The organism is Mesorhizobium calcicola, from assembly GCF_042682105.1.
Lineage (GTDB): Bacteria > Pseudomonadota > Alphaproteobacteria > Rhizobiales > Rhizobiaceae > Mesorhizobium > Mesorhizobium calcicola.
Genome location: NZ_JBHUGY010000016.1, coordinates 219,828 through 234,361, shown reverse-complemented (window position 1 = coordinate 234,361; position 14,534 = coordinate 219,828). Strand labels below are relative to the sequence as shown.

Annotated in this window: 12 protein-coding genes and 2 pseudogenes; 8 read left to right on the top strand and 6 right to left on the bottom strand. The window is 58.8% G+C overall.

What is annotated here, in order from left to right; translation table 11 throughout:
* Positions 1-223 precede the first annotated feature (223 nt).
* From ACFSQT_RS09570 to ACFSQT_RS09560, 3 genes are all read left to right on the top strand, one after another.
* The gene (locus tag ACFSQT_RS09570) at positions 224-1,237 is read left to right on the top strand and encodes a 1-aminocyclopropane-1-carboxylate deaminase (protein ID WP_379018084.1); all 1,014 of its coding nucleotides are present in this window, start codon (positions 224-226) and stop codon (positions 1,235-1,237) included.
* Positions 1,238-1,676: 439 nt separating this feature from the next.
* Positions 1,677-2,933 carry a diaminobutyrate--2-oxoglutarate transaminase gene (gene ectB / locus ACFSQT_RS09565; protein ID WP_379018083.1) on the top strand — a complete coding sequence of 419 codons (1,257 nt, stop codon included), beginning with the start codon at positions 1,677-1,679 and terminating at the stop codon, positions 2,931-2,933.
* Entirely contained in the window at positions 2,926-3,756 is an 831-nt protein-coding gene (locus ACFSQT_RS09560) for a 2OG-Fe(II)-dependent halogenase WelO5 family protein (RefSeq protein WP_379018082.1), read from the top strand. The genes ectB and ACFSQT_RS09560 overlap by 8 nt, the downstream gene beginning before the upstream one ends.
* Before the next feature lie 840 nt (positions 3,757-4,596).
* Here ACFSQT_RS09560 and ACFSQT_RS09555 read toward each other — a convergent pair.
* Both ACFSQT_RS09555 and ACFSQT_RS09550 read right to left on the bottom strand, forming a co-directional pair.
* Positions 4,597-5,409, bottom strand: coding sequence for a helix-turn-helix transcriptional regulator (locus ACFSQT_RS09555; RefSeq protein WP_379018081.1), 813 nt, complete (start codon positions 5,407-5,409; stop codon positions 4,597-4,599).
* Between the two features lie 800 nt (positions 5,410-6,209).
* Positions 6,210-6,515, bottom strand: coding sequence for a LexA family protein (locus ACFSQT_RS09550; RefSeq protein ID WP_245330990.1), 306 nt, complete (start codon positions 6,513-6,515; stop codon positions 6,210-6,212).
* 45 nt (positions 6,516-6,560) lie between these two features.
* On the opposite strand from ACFSQT_RS09550, the gene ACFSQT_RS09545 reads away from it, so the two are divergent.
* Entirely contained in the window at positions 6,561-7,685 is a 1,125-nt protein-coding gene (locus tag ACFSQT_RS09545; protein WP_379016738.1) for an IS630 family transposase, read from the top strand.
* A gap of 16 nt (positions 7,686-7,701) precedes the next feature.
* Here ACFSQT_RS09545 and ACFSQT_RS09540 read toward each other — a convergent pair.
* From ACFSQT_RS09540 to ACFSQT_RS09530, 3 genes are all read right to left on the bottom strand, one after another.
* Positions 7,702-8,468 (bottom strand): IS5 family transposase gene (locus ACFSQT_RS09540; protein WP_379018080.1). Its coding sequence is split into 2 segments (ribosomal slippage): positions 7,702-8,144 and positions 8,144-8,468, totalling 768 coding nucleotides; the frame shifts between segments, so codons are not numbered across the junction.
* A gap of 79 nt (positions 8,469-8,547) precedes the next feature.
* Entirely contained in the window at positions 8,548-9,018 is a 471-nt protein-coding gene (locus tag ACFSQT_RS09535; RefSeq protein ID WP_379018079.1) for an RNA-binding protein, read from the bottom strand.
* Positions 9,019-9,301: 283 nt separating this feature from the next.
* Complete coding sequence (locus tag ACFSQT_RS09530; protein WP_379018078.1) at positions 9,302-10,009, bottom strand: hypothetical protein; 708 nt, start codon at positions 10,007-10,009, stop codon at positions 9,302-9,304.
* 183 nt (positions 10,010-10,192) lie between these two features.
* Here ACFSQT_RS09530 and ACFSQT_RS09525 point away from each other — a divergent pair.
* Positions 10,193-10,633, top strand: a pseudogene (locus ACFSQT_RS09525) (GMC family oxidoreductase N-terminal domain-containing protein); the annotation flags it as partial.
* A 73-nt stretch (positions 10,634-10,706) separates the two neighbouring features.
* Here ACFSQT_RS09525 and ACFSQT_RS09520 read toward each other — a convergent pair.
* A pseudogene (locus ACFSQT_RS09520) lies at positions 10,707-10,817 on the bottom strand (recombinase zinc beta ribbon domain-containing protein); the annotation flags it as partial.
* Between the two features lie 1,125 nt (positions 10,818-11,942).
* Here ACFSQT_RS09520 and istA point away from each other — a divergent pair.
* Genes istA through ACFSQT_RS09505 form a run of 3 tightly spaced genes read left to right on the top strand, consistent with a single transcriptional unit; the run spans position 11,943 to position 14,426 of the window.
* Entirely contained in the window at positions 11,943-13,442 is a 1,500-nt protein-coding gene (gene istA / locus ACFSQT_RS09515; RefSeq protein ID WP_095085188.1) for an IS21 family transposase, read from the top strand.
* Positions 13,432-14,208: an IS21-like element helper ATPase IstB gene (gene istB, locus ACFSQT_RS09510; RefSeq protein ID WP_206073656.1), complete on the top strand. Its 777-nt coding sequence runs from the start codon at positions 13,432-13,434 to the stop codon at positions 14,206-14,208. The genes istA and istB overlap by 11 nt, the downstream gene beginning before the upstream one ends.
* Entirely contained in the window at positions 14,205-14,426 is a 222-nt protein-coding gene (locus ACFSQT_RS09505; protein WP_095085189.1) for a hypothetical protein, read from the top strand. Before istB ends, ACFSQT_RS09505 begins: the two co-directional genes overlap by 4 nt.
* Positions 14,427-14,534: the final 108 nt, after the last annotated feature.

The following is a 14,534-nucleotide window of genomic DNA, read 5'->3' as shown; positions in this document are numbered from 1 at the left end:
CCGTCCACTGGCGGGAGATGCAGCTGTCTGGTACCGCGGACACACAATAGCCGTCGCAGAACGCCGGCATGCGACTTGCTTCGTCTCGATCATGACGCGGCGCGGTGGAAACTATGATGAGCTTTTCTGCAACGTCCGAGAGCCCGGCCGGCCTCAATAAAACGGCGCCTTCGAATGACCGATCGGAGCTGATCTCAGCTCGATCACCGTTGCAGGAGAAAACATGCTGGAAAAGTTCGAACGCTACCCGCTCACCTTTGGACCCACGCCCATCGAGAAGCTCGAACGCCTCGGCAGGCATCTTGGCGGCAAGGTGGAAATCTACGCCAAACGCGAGGACTGCAACTCCGGTCTCGCATTCGGCGGAAACAAGCTGCGCAAGCTCGAATACATCGTCCCCGACGCGATCGCGTCGGATGCCGACACGCTCGTCACCATCGGCGGCGTGCAATCCAACCATACCCGCATGGTCGCCGCGGTTGCCGCCAAGATCGGCATGAAATGCCTCCTGGTTCAGGAGAGCTGGGTTCCCCATGAGGATGCCGTCTATGACCGGGTCGGCAATATTCTCTTGAGCCGCATCATGGGAGCAGAGGTGCGCCTGGTCGACGCGGGCTTTGACATCGGCATCCGCCACAGTTGGGAAAAAGCGCTCTATGAGGTCAAGGCGAGGGGTGGCAGACCGTATGCGATACCCGCCGGCGCCTCTGTCCACCCGAATGGTGGTCTGGGCTATGTGGGCTTCGCAGAAGAGGTGCGCGCCCAGGAGAAACAGCTTGGATTTGCTGTCGACTACATTGTTGTTTGCACCGTCACCGGTTCAACGCACGCCGGCATGCTCGTCGGGTTCGCAGAAGATAACCGACAACGCAAAGTGATCGGTATCGATGCCTCTGCCACTCCCGAAAAGACCAAGGCGCAAGTGCTCAGTATTGCCCAACACACTGCAACGCTCGTCGAGCTCGGAACGGACCCTGTCGAGGATGACGTGGTATTGCTGGAGGACTACGCGTACCCGTGTTATGGCATTCCGTCCCAGGAAACCAAGGAGGCGATCCGCCTGTGTGCGCGGCTCGAGGGCATGATTACCGATCCCGTTTATGAAGGCAAATCGATGCAAGGGATGATCGACCTCGTCCAGAAAGGCTTCTTTCCGGAAGGGTCGAGGATCCTTTACGCGCATCTCGGCGGCGCACCGGCTATCAACGGGTATGGCTACACCTTCCGCGACGGCTGACGCTCGACAGATTGCGATTACGCCGCCCCGCCATGCCGGCGATACCGACACATGCTTGCTGTATGGCAGAAGCGCCATGACCCGCCGCTGACGCTAAACTTGTGGTCTGATTGCCTGATCTGATTGGCAGGCAAGCGGGTGGGCCACAAGCAAGTGCGTCAACTACCAGATGCCGTAGTATCAACGTGTGCCCGAAAAATCTAGATATTGGAACGCAGAGCAACGGTGAGCTGCCGCGCAAGCCCTATCTCCATTGTGTGGCGAATACCTTTTGCCCGAGCAAGTCGGCATTACAAACCAGATTGTCGGAAATCACCGACCGTCCTGATCCCGTCCGGACTGATCCAATCTTCTAGGAAATGAAAGAACAACCGACCCCAACCAAACACTCTAGTCACCTCTCGTTAAATGCGACGCCTAAATTCAAGGGAACCCTAACATGAATACCGACATCTTCATGGCTCATGAGTCCAACGTTCGTCGCTATGGGCGGTCGTTTCCCGCAGTCTTTACGAAGGCGCTTGGGGCGACAATCTGGGACGAGTCCGGCAAGCCGTTTATCGATTTTCTTGTAGGGTCCGGCGCGCTCAACTACGGACACAACAATCCGACCATTATTGCGCCAGCAATCGAATATCTCGTCGGCGGGAACATTCTATTGTCCCTTGACATGTATACTGCGGCAAAGCGTGACTTCATTGAGGCGTTTGTCGAGTCGATTCTCAAACCCAGAGGCCTTTTGTATAAGATACAGTTTCCTGGGCCGACCGGCACAAATGCCAACGAAGCGGCGCTGGCGCTGGCGCGAAAATACACCGGCCGCTCGAGCGTCATGGCCTTCACAAATGCGTTCCACGGCATGTCACTCGGCTCTCTGGCGGTGTCGGGTTCAGCATCAACCAGGGAGTTAGGCGGCGTTGCTCGCCACGATGTGATACGTGTTCCGTATGATGGCTATTCGAACAACGCTTTCGATTCAGCGAGTTACATCGACTGCGTGCTGGGCGATCTGGGGAGCGGCATAGAAAAGCCCGCCGCGATCATTCTGGAGACTATCCAGGCAGAAGGCGGCATGCACGCCGCATCCGCAGCTTGGCTCACAGAAATTCAGCGCATTTGCCGTAAGTACGGCGTGGTTTTGATCGTCGACGACATTCAAGCAGGTGCGGGTCGCACGGGCGTTTTTTTCTCATTCGAGTTCGCGAAAATTGAACCCGACATAGTGTGCCTTTCCAAGTCACTGAGCGGTTCAGGTAGTCCATTCTCCATTGTTCTTATTCGCCCCGATATGGACATATGGAATCCTGGAGAACATAGCGGGACCTTCAGAGGCAACAATTTCGCCTTCGTGACGGCAGGGGCTATGTGCAAAATGTGGTCAGATACACAATTTACCGCAGGCGTCGAGCGGACAGCCGTCAAGCTGCAGACGCACCTCGACAGCCTTATTGCGAAATTTCCCAAATGCATTGAACAGAAGCGCGGCCGCGGTCTGATGGCCGGCCTCAAGTGCCGTTCATCGGCCGCTGTGAGCCGTGTGCACGATATCGCGTTCGAAAATGGCTTGCTGATCGAATCTTCAGGGCCAAATCGCGACGTTATCAAAGTTCTGCCGCCGATAACGATCACCGATGTTGAACTCGATCGCGCCATAGCCATCCTTGATCACGCACTACAGGAGCAAAACAATGACTAATCATCAAGCGCCAGCCATCTCGCCTGTTTCGATTAGAGAACGAACCGGGTCGATCAGCGCTGCGGAAATCATCTCGGTCCTGAAAGGCGAGATCACCGCTCTGCACATCAAGCAAGCATTCAGCTCGCAAGTAGCCGAGGAGATCACCGCCAACTTTATTCGCAATCCTGGCCGCAAGGAGCGCAAAGATGGCGTCCCAGGAGAATATGTCGGCGCATCTCACTACAGGAAGGATGCATCCACCTATTTCGCAGAGGCAAAAGATGCTCGACTGCATGTCGAAGCGCTTTTTGGCAATTTGGTTGATCCGGTCCGTGGTTTGTTCAACGCGTTGAAGCGCGAACTGCACGACCAGGGCATTGAATTGCGACTGGCACGGTCGGAGGATGGAGAGGCCAATATTTGTCGCGCTCTTAGCTGGTCTGGCGGGGGCACGTATTCCCTGGAGCCTCACGACGATGTCGCTCAAGTGCTAAATGCCGGGAACGACGAGCTTCCTGCGGTGGCGAACAACATCGTAGCAGCGCTCAACTTCTATCCCAGCATGGCCGAAGAGGGTGGAAATTTGCGGCTTTGGAGCTACAAGCCGACCGTCACCGACCGAAAGTCGCTGGGTGTGGAGGCTACAGGTTATCCCTATTCGGCGGCTTATCTTGAAACCGTTCCTTTTCGCGACCTCCAGCTTAAGGCCGGGGACATTGGCCTTATCGACGGCGGATTCGTTCACGGAGTTACAGGTCAATCAGGCATCGGAAAGCGTCGTCTTGTGCTGAATAGCTTTTTCGGGTTTGCGCGGCGGGATCTTATTCTCTGGTGGACCTGACATTGGATGTCGCAGCCACGTATCATATCCCTCGAAAAAGGGGAACTTTAGTTATTTCAGCCTGTGATGTTCCCTGTCAAGGTGAAGAGGAGATCGGCTGTTTGGCAGGTTGTGCAAAGCGCTCGGATCGGCTGAAGCTGCAGGCAGGGGTGGAGCTAAAAGACGACGGTTGATCAGACGCTCATCCGCGGGTCGCTACCGCCTTCCGTGTTCGTCTCGGGTTTCCTCGGTCAAGAGGGCGGGCGTGGTGCGCATAGGCTCGGGCCACATAACTAGCCGGGAGTCCCCTGCTGTGGCATCCCCGGCACTGTGTAGCGGGTTGGGTGGAGACCGGCTATGACGGTGCGACCTCCTGCCGATGGCCCACAAGAAGGCGGCCACTTCGCGTGCGGTCGCAGCCCCGATTACCGGCGGCTTCTTGCCGGCGTCGCTGTGGCTACGATAGCGTCGCAAAAGCCGGAACAGCCCCCTTCCAGGAGTATCGCGGACAGCCTTGGGCAGCCCGTCGAGCCGGGCTGCCCGCTGACCCTGGCGGGATAGCGGTAAGTCCACGCTGCTTCGATCGGGGCGCGGCGGCGCGTTGATTGCCGGCGAGCGTAAGGCTCGTCCTGTGGACCGGGTCGCCGGTCGAGCGCTCTCTCGGGACGAGGCCGAGAAAAGCCATCAACTGCGGCGGCGAGTCTGAGGGTCTTCGGTGCTGATCGCAGCCGGAAAACTCCAACCTCCGGCGCTCCAAACTTCGGTCTCAGAGCAAAAGGCAGGGAAACTCTATCTCCCCCGTGGTCCAGAGAAGGGAACCGGGGCAGCAACCGCCGATACTCTTCGCGATCAGATGAAATATCAGGAGCTGCCAGCTACGTCTTGCGCACCAATAATTCCAAAGTTCAGCGCTTTTATCGCCGCGGCCGTTCTGTTGCCAGAATCCAGCTTACGCATTACGTTCTTTATATGGAAATTAACAGTATTAACGGATATCTCAAGAATCTTTCCTATTTCCCACGAGGATTTCCCCCGTGCCGTCCACAGTATACATTCTTTCTCTCTTGCGGACATTTCAGGGTATTCATTAACAGAGCGTGAATCGGTGAGACGGGCCACCCTCAAATCGAAATGGATTGCAGCAAGCTCCAAGTATGTGATTGATCTATCTTCGAATCCGTAGTCACTGGGTCGAGCAAAGCTCATGAACGCAAAGCGGCCTTTGGGGCCATGCAATGGAACGCTGATGCCCGACCTTAAGCCAAACGTCGCAGCCTCATCGAAAACACGCCGTTCGTCTTCAGTCGTGTTCGCGTCGTTGTACACATCGCTCCATCGAAAGGGGATCGTTCGCCGTCGGCTTGTCTTGATGATGGGATCTATCCTGTCATAACCCATTTCGAAATAGCGCTCTCGCCATTCATTGGGATAGTTCAGCATGATCGTCGGTTCGGGTCGTGCCGGCTTTAAAGATTTTAAATCGGGTGCAAGAGAGCCGTAGGCGATCCAGGGGCAATCAAGATTCAGGGCAAAGGCAGATAAGAGGTCGAACAACTGCTCGGACTGAGCAGCGGCGTCCGCCTGATCGAGATACCGGCCGAGTTCCACCGTAAAGACCTCTTTGGCGGCCTTGGGGAAATGCATCGATGGGAACAAAGAAGGCTGGTCGGGCATTCTTGTTGCCAGCCCTCGAAGTTGACAGACCGCAGCTATCGGCGGGCGTTCCATTATCTCTGCTCCGTAGCCATTTGCCCCGGATATCGTCACTGGCGCACAAACTGCCGGCAGTATGTCGGCTCTGCACGTCGTCCTTGTTAGGCCTGCATCGTCAAAATTCTACCATCGCGGTGAGGCTAGAAGGGTTTACTTAACTTAAAATTTTTTGTTATATGTATGAAGACTGTTAGGTTTGTAGCACAAAAAACACACATTTCTGTCGCATGTGATCTGATATGGAATGACAGATATACTAGTTAACAGTATTGAATTTGAGTGCTGATGTTGTGCAATACGTGACCCAAGCAATATTAAAACGCAACATTGAGAAATAATGATAGACTCTGATTGTGCTTTGAGCTAATCTATTGAACAATCGTGGCAGCCCGGTTGAGATGCGACGGAGCTCCCGCGCCGCCCGCCGATACCCCCGCGTTTTATGGAGTTCCATAGGTAAAGCAACAACGTCAGTTCCTGGGTAGTGCGACCCTAATTGTTTGAACCGGCGTCATACCGGGATCACGTGTACGTCCCGCGGGACAGCTTCTTGGAGCGAGGCCTCCGAGAAGGTATATGCCGAGTTCTGTCGACGACAACATTCGGAGCTCATCCGTCGGCGAAAATACGCCAGTTGGCCCGATTGAAGATGCAGCTTTTAAGCCATGTCCAGCAGGCAAAGCTGCAGAAGGTGCCGCAACAATATTGCTGACCAGCCCCAACTCTGGTTGCAGTCAAACACTGCTGCGTAGGACCAACAGCTAGTACCTCTGCACAGAGGTTATGACGGGTTGAACCGGCTGAAGTTTGGGTAGGATGTCGTGGTCGACGAGCAGTTGGATGCTGCGCGCGACACCTGGTTGCCTGCGGATGAGGCCGGAGCGTTCGAGGGTTAGCACCATCTGGTGGACGGACGGCGGGGTGACGCCGAAATAGCGTTGCATGTCGCGTTCGGCCGGCGGCTGGCGGTTGATCTGCATATAAGCCCAGATGAAGGCGAGGTACTGGCCCTGTTTTTCGGTGAAGCTGGGACCCGCAGGCGTTTGCCCGTCAAGTAATTGATTCAATTTTCGATTCATCCGGAACCCTTGGCAACCGAGGAGGCTTTCTGGATGAATCTACGCTATCGTGTCGATCTCGACCAACCCGAACGCGATGAACTCACAGCGATGCTGGCAGGCGGCAAGCAGCCGGCTCGCAAGCTCAAGCGGGCGCAGATCCTGCTCGCCGTCGACGCGGGCTTGGGTGACGAGGCCATTGCCGCGACGGTGGTGGTCGGCGGCTCCACTGTCTATCGCACCAAGCGCCGCTTCGTGGAGATGGGTCTGGAGGCGGCGCTCAGCGAAGAGCCACGCGCAGGCGCGCAACGCAAGCTGACGGGCAAGGAAGAAGCCCTGCTGGTGGCCACCGCCTGTTCCAGTCCGCCGCCGGGCCGCGCCCGCTGGACCCTGGAACTGCTGGCCGGTGAGTTCGTCAAGCTGACCGATCACCAGGAACTGTCGCGCGAGACGGTGCGCCGACGCTTGGCAGACAACGATCTCAAGCCCTGGCGCAAGGACATGTGGTGCATCCCCAAGGTCGACGCCGAGTATGTCGCGCGCATGGAGGACGTGCTCGACCTCTATGCCGAGGCACCGGACCCGAAGCGACCGGTGGTGTGCTTCGACGAAAGCCCGACCCAACTCATCGGCGAGGTGCGACAGCCGATCCCGGCCGAACCGGGCCGGCTTGAGCGGTATGACTGCGAGTACAAGCGCAACGGCACCGCCAACCTGTTCGTCTTCCTCGACGCACACCGCTCCTGGCGCAAAGTCAAGGTCACCGAGCGGCGCGCCGCGGAAGACTTTGCCCATTGCATGCGCGACCTCGTCGATATCCATTACCCGCAGGCCGAACGCGTCAGGGTGGTGCTCGACAATCTGTCAACCCACTCGGCCGCCGCGCTCTACCAGGCTCTGCCTGCTTCACAGGCGCGACGCGTCCTTCGACGGCTGGAATTCCACTACACGCCCAAACACGCCAGCTGGCTCAACATGGTCGAGATCGAAATCGGCGTCCTGCGCGGCCAGTGCCTCGATCGTCGCATCAATAGCTATGATCGCCTCGTCGCGGAGACCGCTGCCTGGGAGCACCTGCGAAACACCAGTGGCGCTCGCATCAACTGGATGTTCTCTACCGAAAACGCACGCCTTAAGATGGCCAAAGCCTATCCCAAGCCGACTTCCAAAGAGTCATAACCTCTGTGCAGAGGTACTAGGCCGTAGACTCATAAGCGCGAAGCCACAGTCGCATTGAGGCGAGCTGGATCATGGCGAGGAAGTTAGCTGCCAGTTTGTCGTACCGTGTAGCGACACGGCGGAAATGCTTCAGCTTGGAGAAGAAGCGTTCGATCAGGTTGCGCTCGCGATAGAGGCGCTTGCTGAAGCACGGCTTCCAGCGCCGGTTGCTCTTCGGTGGGATGTTGGGCGTGGCACCGTGCTGCTGGATCAACTCCCGGATACGGTCGGCATCGTAGGCCTTGTCGGCCAGGACGATAATGCGCGGGCCGAGATGGTCGAGCAATCGATCGGCGATCTGCCCATCGTGCGTTTGTCCCGCCGTCAGGCCGAGCCGGATCGGGAGTCCTTGCGCGTCGACGACGACGTGGATTTTGGTCGTGAGGCCACCTCGGCTGCGACCGAGACAATTATCTGCGCCCCCCTTTTTGCCGTCGCAGCCTGCTGGTGCGCCCGAATGGAAGTGCTGTCGATCATCTGGATTTCACCATGATGGGCTCGGCTGATGGCGTCCATCAGCCGAGCCCACACGCCTGCTTTTCGCCAACGCGAGAAGCGGTTGTAGCAGGTGGTGCGTGGCCCATAGCGCTCGGGCAGGTCGCGCCATGGCGCACCGGAGCGCAGCACCCAGAAGATTCCGTTTAACACGCGTCGGTCATCGACGCGCGGCACGCCTCTAGGTTTGTTGGGTAACAGCGGTTCGATCACGCGCCACTCGAAGTCGGTCAGGTCATATCGGCTCATGTAGAGCCTGAATCACAATCCCGCGCGATATGGAAGCGAGTTGGCAAACCCATCAAAATCAGACGTTCCGCGCCACAGCCTAATCGTAGTAGCCCGGTCCGAATGTTATCGCGGACATCACAGGTTGATCGGCTTCGCCCGTCGAGGACCAGACGCCTATACCAAGCTGCGTTGAGGTTGCGCCATCCGGCCCCAAGCGTAACTTCGGGTCGAGAGATTGGAGAATCTGTGTCGCTTCGCCCATCGATACCGAGATAAGAGCCAATCCGTTCAACGTCGGGTTGCTTGGGCTTGCAAACTCCAAGGCCTCCAGGCGCTCGTCAGAATCATAGTAGGCAAAAACGCCTGCATCCGCCCAATAATCTGTCGGATTGCCTTCGGGTGTACGCTTAAACGGCTGGTGCTTATCACCGAAAAATGTCCGAACGCTTCCTTTGGTTGATCCAATCGGAAGACCTCTCAATCCGCCGCCGGGTTCTAATGCGAGTTCAGTCATTCCTCGACAATATGTGCGATCGGTCAAACGACGCAATGATCGCTTTTCACCCATCTCCCTCATTCCCATTTATGGGTTCACGACCTAGCCGAATTGGTGGCAGTCCCAATGCCGAGTTCGCGACCGAATACTGAGTTCACAGAACCCATGGCCAGCTGCGCACGCCGACACTGATCTCGCCTCTGCACAGCCTTTCCAGCTTGGTCGTTATGGACATTGTGAGGTAATCGATTGATAGTCCCTGGGGCTCATTCCTGGACGGGCTCGGTTGCCAAGATTCGGGACCTTGCCATTACCCAGGACTGGGCGATCTCAAGTTGCATCTGGTAGCGTTCAATCAGCGCCGTCCAAAGCGGTCTACCATGAGAGTACGCGGCATTTTCAACAGTTCGTCTCGCGTCAACCAAACGAGCCAATCGTCGTCATGTATCCCGTGCGCAGGCAAGTGCAGGACTGATCCGTGCGGCTCGCGGTGAAGATAGCCATAGCGGTCGACAACGCCTTTTTCGATGTGCCAGCCGGCAACCAGTGCATAAATGAAGTCCGGCGACCATTTGGCCCATGCCAATCCGAATGCGATGCCACCAATAAAGGTAGAGAGTCCGCGGCCTCTGAAGTCCTCGCGCAACCAGATGTCGCCATGATACGCGACCAGCCCGGTTATGCTGCACGCAGTCGGAGCGTCGCAGCGAGATGACGAACCCGGCCCGGCTTTCAGGTTAGGATCCGCGAACCAGGCTCTGAGCGACCCAAGGTGCTCAGCGAGGTCTATGTTGGATAGATGATCTAAACGCAGTGCCTGGACATGAGCAACTCCCCCTCCCCGATCCCGCCCGATGATCCAAAAGGCCTTCCCAGGCGGAAGATCAGAACTGTCAGGACGGAAGCATGGATAAGTCGATGACTTACCGGCAAGTCTGCTGGTAATCTCAACGTACTCGTCGAAATCGTCGCCCGTCGTGATGTGGAGACCGGACTTGCGGCCCAGCTCCTCGGCCGCATAAAGGTACTTCGAAAACTCCAACGTGGTCACGTTGCTTTGCATGCCGATGCGCCCTGATCAATGGACTGAACCCAGCATCGTTTCTAGAGTTTGCGGGCGGCCGCCGATACTACGGCATCTGGTAGTTGACGCGTCCGCCTATAGGCACGAAAGCGGTCCAGGCCGAATTAGCTGGTTAACACCTGCTGCCTTACCGGGGCAGCCGGATGGATAGGGAGAATCGCCTTGGATTTCGACTATATTGTTGTGGGTGGAGGTTCGTCTGGATGCGTCATGGCGAGCAGGCTCTCCGCCGATGGAAATCGCGTGCTGCTCATCGAAGCCGGTCCTGATACGCCCCCCGACGCCGTTCCTGACGACATCCTCGACGGTAATCCGACGCGGGCTTACTTCAATCCCGACTATCAGTGGCCTTCACTCGACGCGACCATGATACGGGATGGTCGCAAGCCCGTTCATTACGAGCAGGCCCGGGTCATGGGCGGCGGCTCCAGCATTAACGCCCAGGTGGCGAACCGTGGTGGTCCGGGAGACTACAATGAATGGGCCGCGAGCGGTGCAACGGGCTGGGGTTGGGAGGAGGTTCTACCTTACTTCCGTCGCCTCGAATGCGACCTGGATTTTGACGGCGAATTTCACGGCAAAGCGGGTCCCCTGCCTGATCGACACGCAACGATCCGAAGCCGATACACGGATCGGTTCCATGGTTGACCTGGGCTCCGTGGCAATGATAGCGCCCCGTATTGCCCTTGCTGCCGGAATAGGAGACGTGCAGCTTTCGGCCGCAGTGGCCGCAGCGCAAGAGGCCGCCCAGAAGCAACTCGCCCCGGCGAAGAGCGCCGCGCGGCATCAGGCCCTTGCTTGTGGCATTGTCCGTGATCAGGCGCTGATTCCTCTCAAAATCGTGCCAGCTCAGGTAACCCTCATGATGATCGACGAGCAAGACCTCCCAGTCGGCGCGATCGCGCCTGAACCCACGTGTGATTCGTTTGCGTCCGTTCTCGATGGTAACTTTGCTGCCGGTTCGCCCGAACACATAGATCTGGTTCCAGGACGAAGCAAGGATCGGCCAGAAGAACGGGATTGTACGGCAGTGGGCCAGACGCGGCACGCGACCGCGACAGCCTGTCGAAGACGGTCGAAACCCGCTGATAAACGACGACAAGATCTGAAGCGCTGGAAGAGCAAAGGCGGCCGCCCGCGCGCTCTTCAACTAGCGCTGTAGCGGGCGGCCGCCTTTGCGGCGCGGTGCTGATCATGGGAGGTTGAAGGGATAGACGCGGGGCACGTCTCCAGCCGCCCTGAGGCGGCTTTCGACGTACCCCGCCATGCGCGTGCCTTGTGGTAGATCTGCGGGTAATCAGCGCCGCAGAAACAATCCGGCGTAACACCGATCTCAACTGGCAAGTCCGGGCTCGGTGTCACGCTCCACTGACGGTGCGCGACTGCATTATCGCATTGTCAGCGCATTCCGTCGACCTTTTCCCCGAACTCCCAGCGGCGCTCCGAAAGGATCGTCGCGGATGCTCACGGGCCGCTTCTTTCTGTGCGGCCGCTGCCGTTCGCAGGTAACGATCTGCCGCAGCTGCGACCGGGGACAGCGCTACTGCGGCCAGGACTGCGCCCGTGCTGCCCGCCGCGAGAGTGTGCGCGAGGCGGGGCGACGTTATCAGCGCAGCCGCCGGGGACGCCTGGCTCATGCGGTCCGGGCCCGACGATATCGGGCTCGGCACAATAAAGTGACGCATCATTCTCCACCTGCATCTCCTGCCGGTTCACTACTGGTCAGTCCCTCGAACGATGTCGTCGCTGCTTTTGCTGACGTCGCCGGGCGGGCGACGACATCGGTCATGCCCACGCCGTGCTGTCGGCGCTGCGACTGTCGACTGTCGCCGTTCGTTCGCACCGGCTTCGTGCGTCGCCGGGGGCCTCGTTATGCCCGTGAAGCTGACTACGCAGACGGAGAGCCCGTATCATGACCATCAGCCCCGAACTGGAAGCGCAGATCCTGCGCCTGTATCACGCCGAGAAGTGGCGCTGCGGCACCATCGCCAGGCAATTGCATGTCCATCACACGACGGTGCATCGCGTTCTGGCCCAGGCGGGATTGCCCCGGCACAAGCCGCTGCAGAGAGCCTCAATCATTGACCCGTATCTTCCATTCATTGAGCAGACGCTGGAAAAGTTCCCCTCGCTGACCGCCAGCCGCCTTTATGCGATGGTGCGCGAGCGCGGCTACCGGGGCTTGCCGACGCACTTTCGGCACCTGGTCGCCCTGCACCGTCCCCGCAAGCCGGCCGAGGCGTTCCTGCGGCTGCGCACATTGCCGGGCGAGCAGGGACAGGTCGACTGGGCCCACTTCGGTCACATCGAGATCGGCAACGCCCGCCGGCCGCTCATGGCGTTCGTGATGGTGCTTTCTTACTCACGCGACATCTACCTGCGCTTCTTCCTCGACGCGCGCATGGAAAACTTCCTGCGCGGTCACGTCGGCGCGTTCAACACATGGTGCGGGCTGCCCAGGGTCCTGCTCTACGACAATCTCAAGAGTGCGGTGCTCGAGCGCCAGGGCGATGCGATCCGCTTCCATCCGACGCTGCTTGCCTTCGCCGGCTTCTATCGGTTCGAGCCACGTCCTGTCGCGGTTGCCCGGGGCAACGAAAAAGGCCGCGTCGAGCGCGCCATACGGCATATAAGGGAAGCATTCTTCATCGCCCGCAAGTTCACCGATCTCGACGATCTGAACGCCCAGGCCGAACAGTGGTGCCGCAACCAGGCAGCCGACCGGCCATGCCCCGAGGACCGGACGATGACGGTCCGCCAGGCGTTTGCGCAAGAGCAGCCACTGCTTCTGCCGCTGCCCGCCAACCCATACCCCGTCGAGGAGCAGGTCGCCGCCAAGGTTGGCAAAACGCCCTATGTGCGCTTCGACCTCAACGATTACTCGGTACCGCATGCTCATGTCCGGCGCACGCTCAGCGTGCGCGCCGATCTCGGCCTGGTCCGCGTCTTCGACGGCGCAAAGATGATCGCCAGTCACCGTCGCAGCTATGATCGCGACCAGCAGATCGAGGACCCTCAGCACCTCAAGGCACTCGTCGCAATCAAGCGCGAGGCGCGCCAGCATCGCGGCCTCAACAGCCTGACCCGCGCCGTGCCGGCCTGCCAGACCCTGATGATCCGGGCCGCCGAGCGTGGCTCCAATATCGGTGCGATCACAAACGCGTTGCTGAAACTGCTTGACCTGTACGGCGCGCAGGAACTGCAGGCCGCCGTCGAGGAAGCTTTGCATGCCGGCGCCTCCCATTCGAGGTCGGTTCGCGACGTACTGGAACGCCGCCGGGTCGCCCGCGGTGCTCCGCCGCCGGTCGAAACGAGCCTGCCCGAACACGTGCGGCGCAAGGATACGACGGTACGGCCGCATCGCCTCGACAGCTACGACCAACTGACCCTTGGAGGCAAAGATGATGAATAATCCCGACATCCTGCTCAACCGGGCCAAGGCGTTGCGCCTCAATGGCCTGATCACCCATTGGGACGAAATCGCTGACGCGGACTGGCTGGCCGCCGTGCTTCAATGGGAAGAAGAGGAGCGCTCCGACCGTTCGATGCGGCGACGCACGCGTGCCGCCAGGCTCGGCCACTTCAAGCAACTGTCCGATTATGACTGGCACTGGCCTCGCCGCATCGACCGCGCCGCCGTCGAGGATCTGATGACCCTGTCCTTCATGAACGATGCCGCCAACATCGTCTTTATCGGCCCCAACGGCGTCGGGAAATCGACACTTGCTCGCAATGTCGCTCACCAGGCGCTCATCTGCGGTCACACCGTCGTCTTCCGAACCGCCAGCGAGATGCTCGGCGAACTCGCCGCCCTCGACAGCGACGCAGCCTTGCGCCGACGCCTTCACCACTACGCCGCCGCCGACGTTCTTGCGATCGACGAGGTCGGGTATCTGTCCTACTCGAACCGTCATGCGGACCTGCTGTTCGAACTCATCAGCCGGCGCTACGAAAAACGCTCAACCATCATCACCACCAACAGACCCTTCGCTGATTGGTCGGAGGTCTTTCCCAATGCCGCCTGCGTCGTCAGCCTCGTCGACCGCCTCATGCACCGATCCGAGGTGATCTCCATCGAAGGCGATTCCTACCGCTTCAAGGAAGCGGCCGAGCGATCAAAGGCACAGCGCGAAAAACGCACCAGCCGCTCCTCCGGCGAAAAGGTGCCCGCAGCATGAAACCAGATCCTCAACCGTCCGGCCTCAGTCGTGGTATCCACTTCCTCATCAATCCCGAATGGACACCCGAACAGGCGCTCGCTGTCTTCGAGCTCCTCAACGATCTCGCCGATAGCATCTGGTCTCACTACGGCGTCCAACTCCAGGAACTTATCCAGGAGCAGCAACGAACACCGACCGATCACAGCGATATCGAAAAAGCCCCGTCCTCGCTCTAAAGCACACATCCTCCACACTCGGCGGCCTGCAAAGGCCGCCTTTTTGTTCCGTCCACAAGCACCAAACGCTTGTCGTCGTTTAGACGCGCTTTTGAAAAGCCATCAACA

What these genes read in the sequence shown, in the direction of transcription:
- ACFSQT_RS09570 (WP_379018084.1), top strand. Translation starts at nt 224, where the DNA reads ATGCTGGAAAAGTTCGAACGCTACCCGCTCACCTTTGGACCCACGCCC.
- ectB (WP_379018083.1), top strand. Translation starts at nt 1,677, where the DNA reads ATGAATACCGACATCTTCATGGCTCATGAGTCCAACGTTCGTCGCTAT.
- ACFSQT_RS09560 (WP_379018082.1), top strand. Translation starts at nt 2,926, where the DNA reads ATGACTAATCATCAAGCGCCAGCCATCTCGCCTGTTTCGATTAGAGAA.
- ACFSQT_RS09555 (WP_379018081.1), bottom strand. Translation starts at nt 5,409, where the DNA reads ATGCCCGACCAGCCTTCTTTGTTCCCATCGATGCATTTCCCCAAGGCC.
- ACFSQT_RS09545 (WP_379016738.1), top strand. Translation starts at nt 6,561, where the DNA reads ATGAATCTACGCTATCGTGTCGATCTCGACCAACCCGAACGCGATGAA.
- ACFSQT_RS09535 (WP_379018079.1), bottom strand. Translation starts at nt 9,018, where the DNA reads ATGGGTGAAAAGCGATCATTGCGTCGTTTGACCGATCGCACATATTGT.
- ACFSQT_RS09530 (WP_379018078.1), bottom strand. Translation starts at nt 10,009, where the DNA reads ATGCAAAGCAACGTGACCACGTTGGAGTTTTCGAAGTACCTTTATGCG.
- istA (WP_095085188.1), top strand. Translation starts at nt 11,943, where the DNA reads ATGACCATCAGCCCCGAACTGGAAGCGCAGATCCTGCGCCTGTATCAC.
- istB (WP_206073656.1), top strand. Translation starts at nt 13,432, where the DNA reads ATGATGAATAATCCCGACATCCTGCTCAACCGGGCCAAGGCGTTGCGC.
- ACFSQT_RS09505 (WP_095085189.1), top strand. Translation starts at nt 14,205, where the DNA reads ATGAAACCAGATCCTCAACCGTCCGGCCTCAGTCGTGGTATCCACTTC.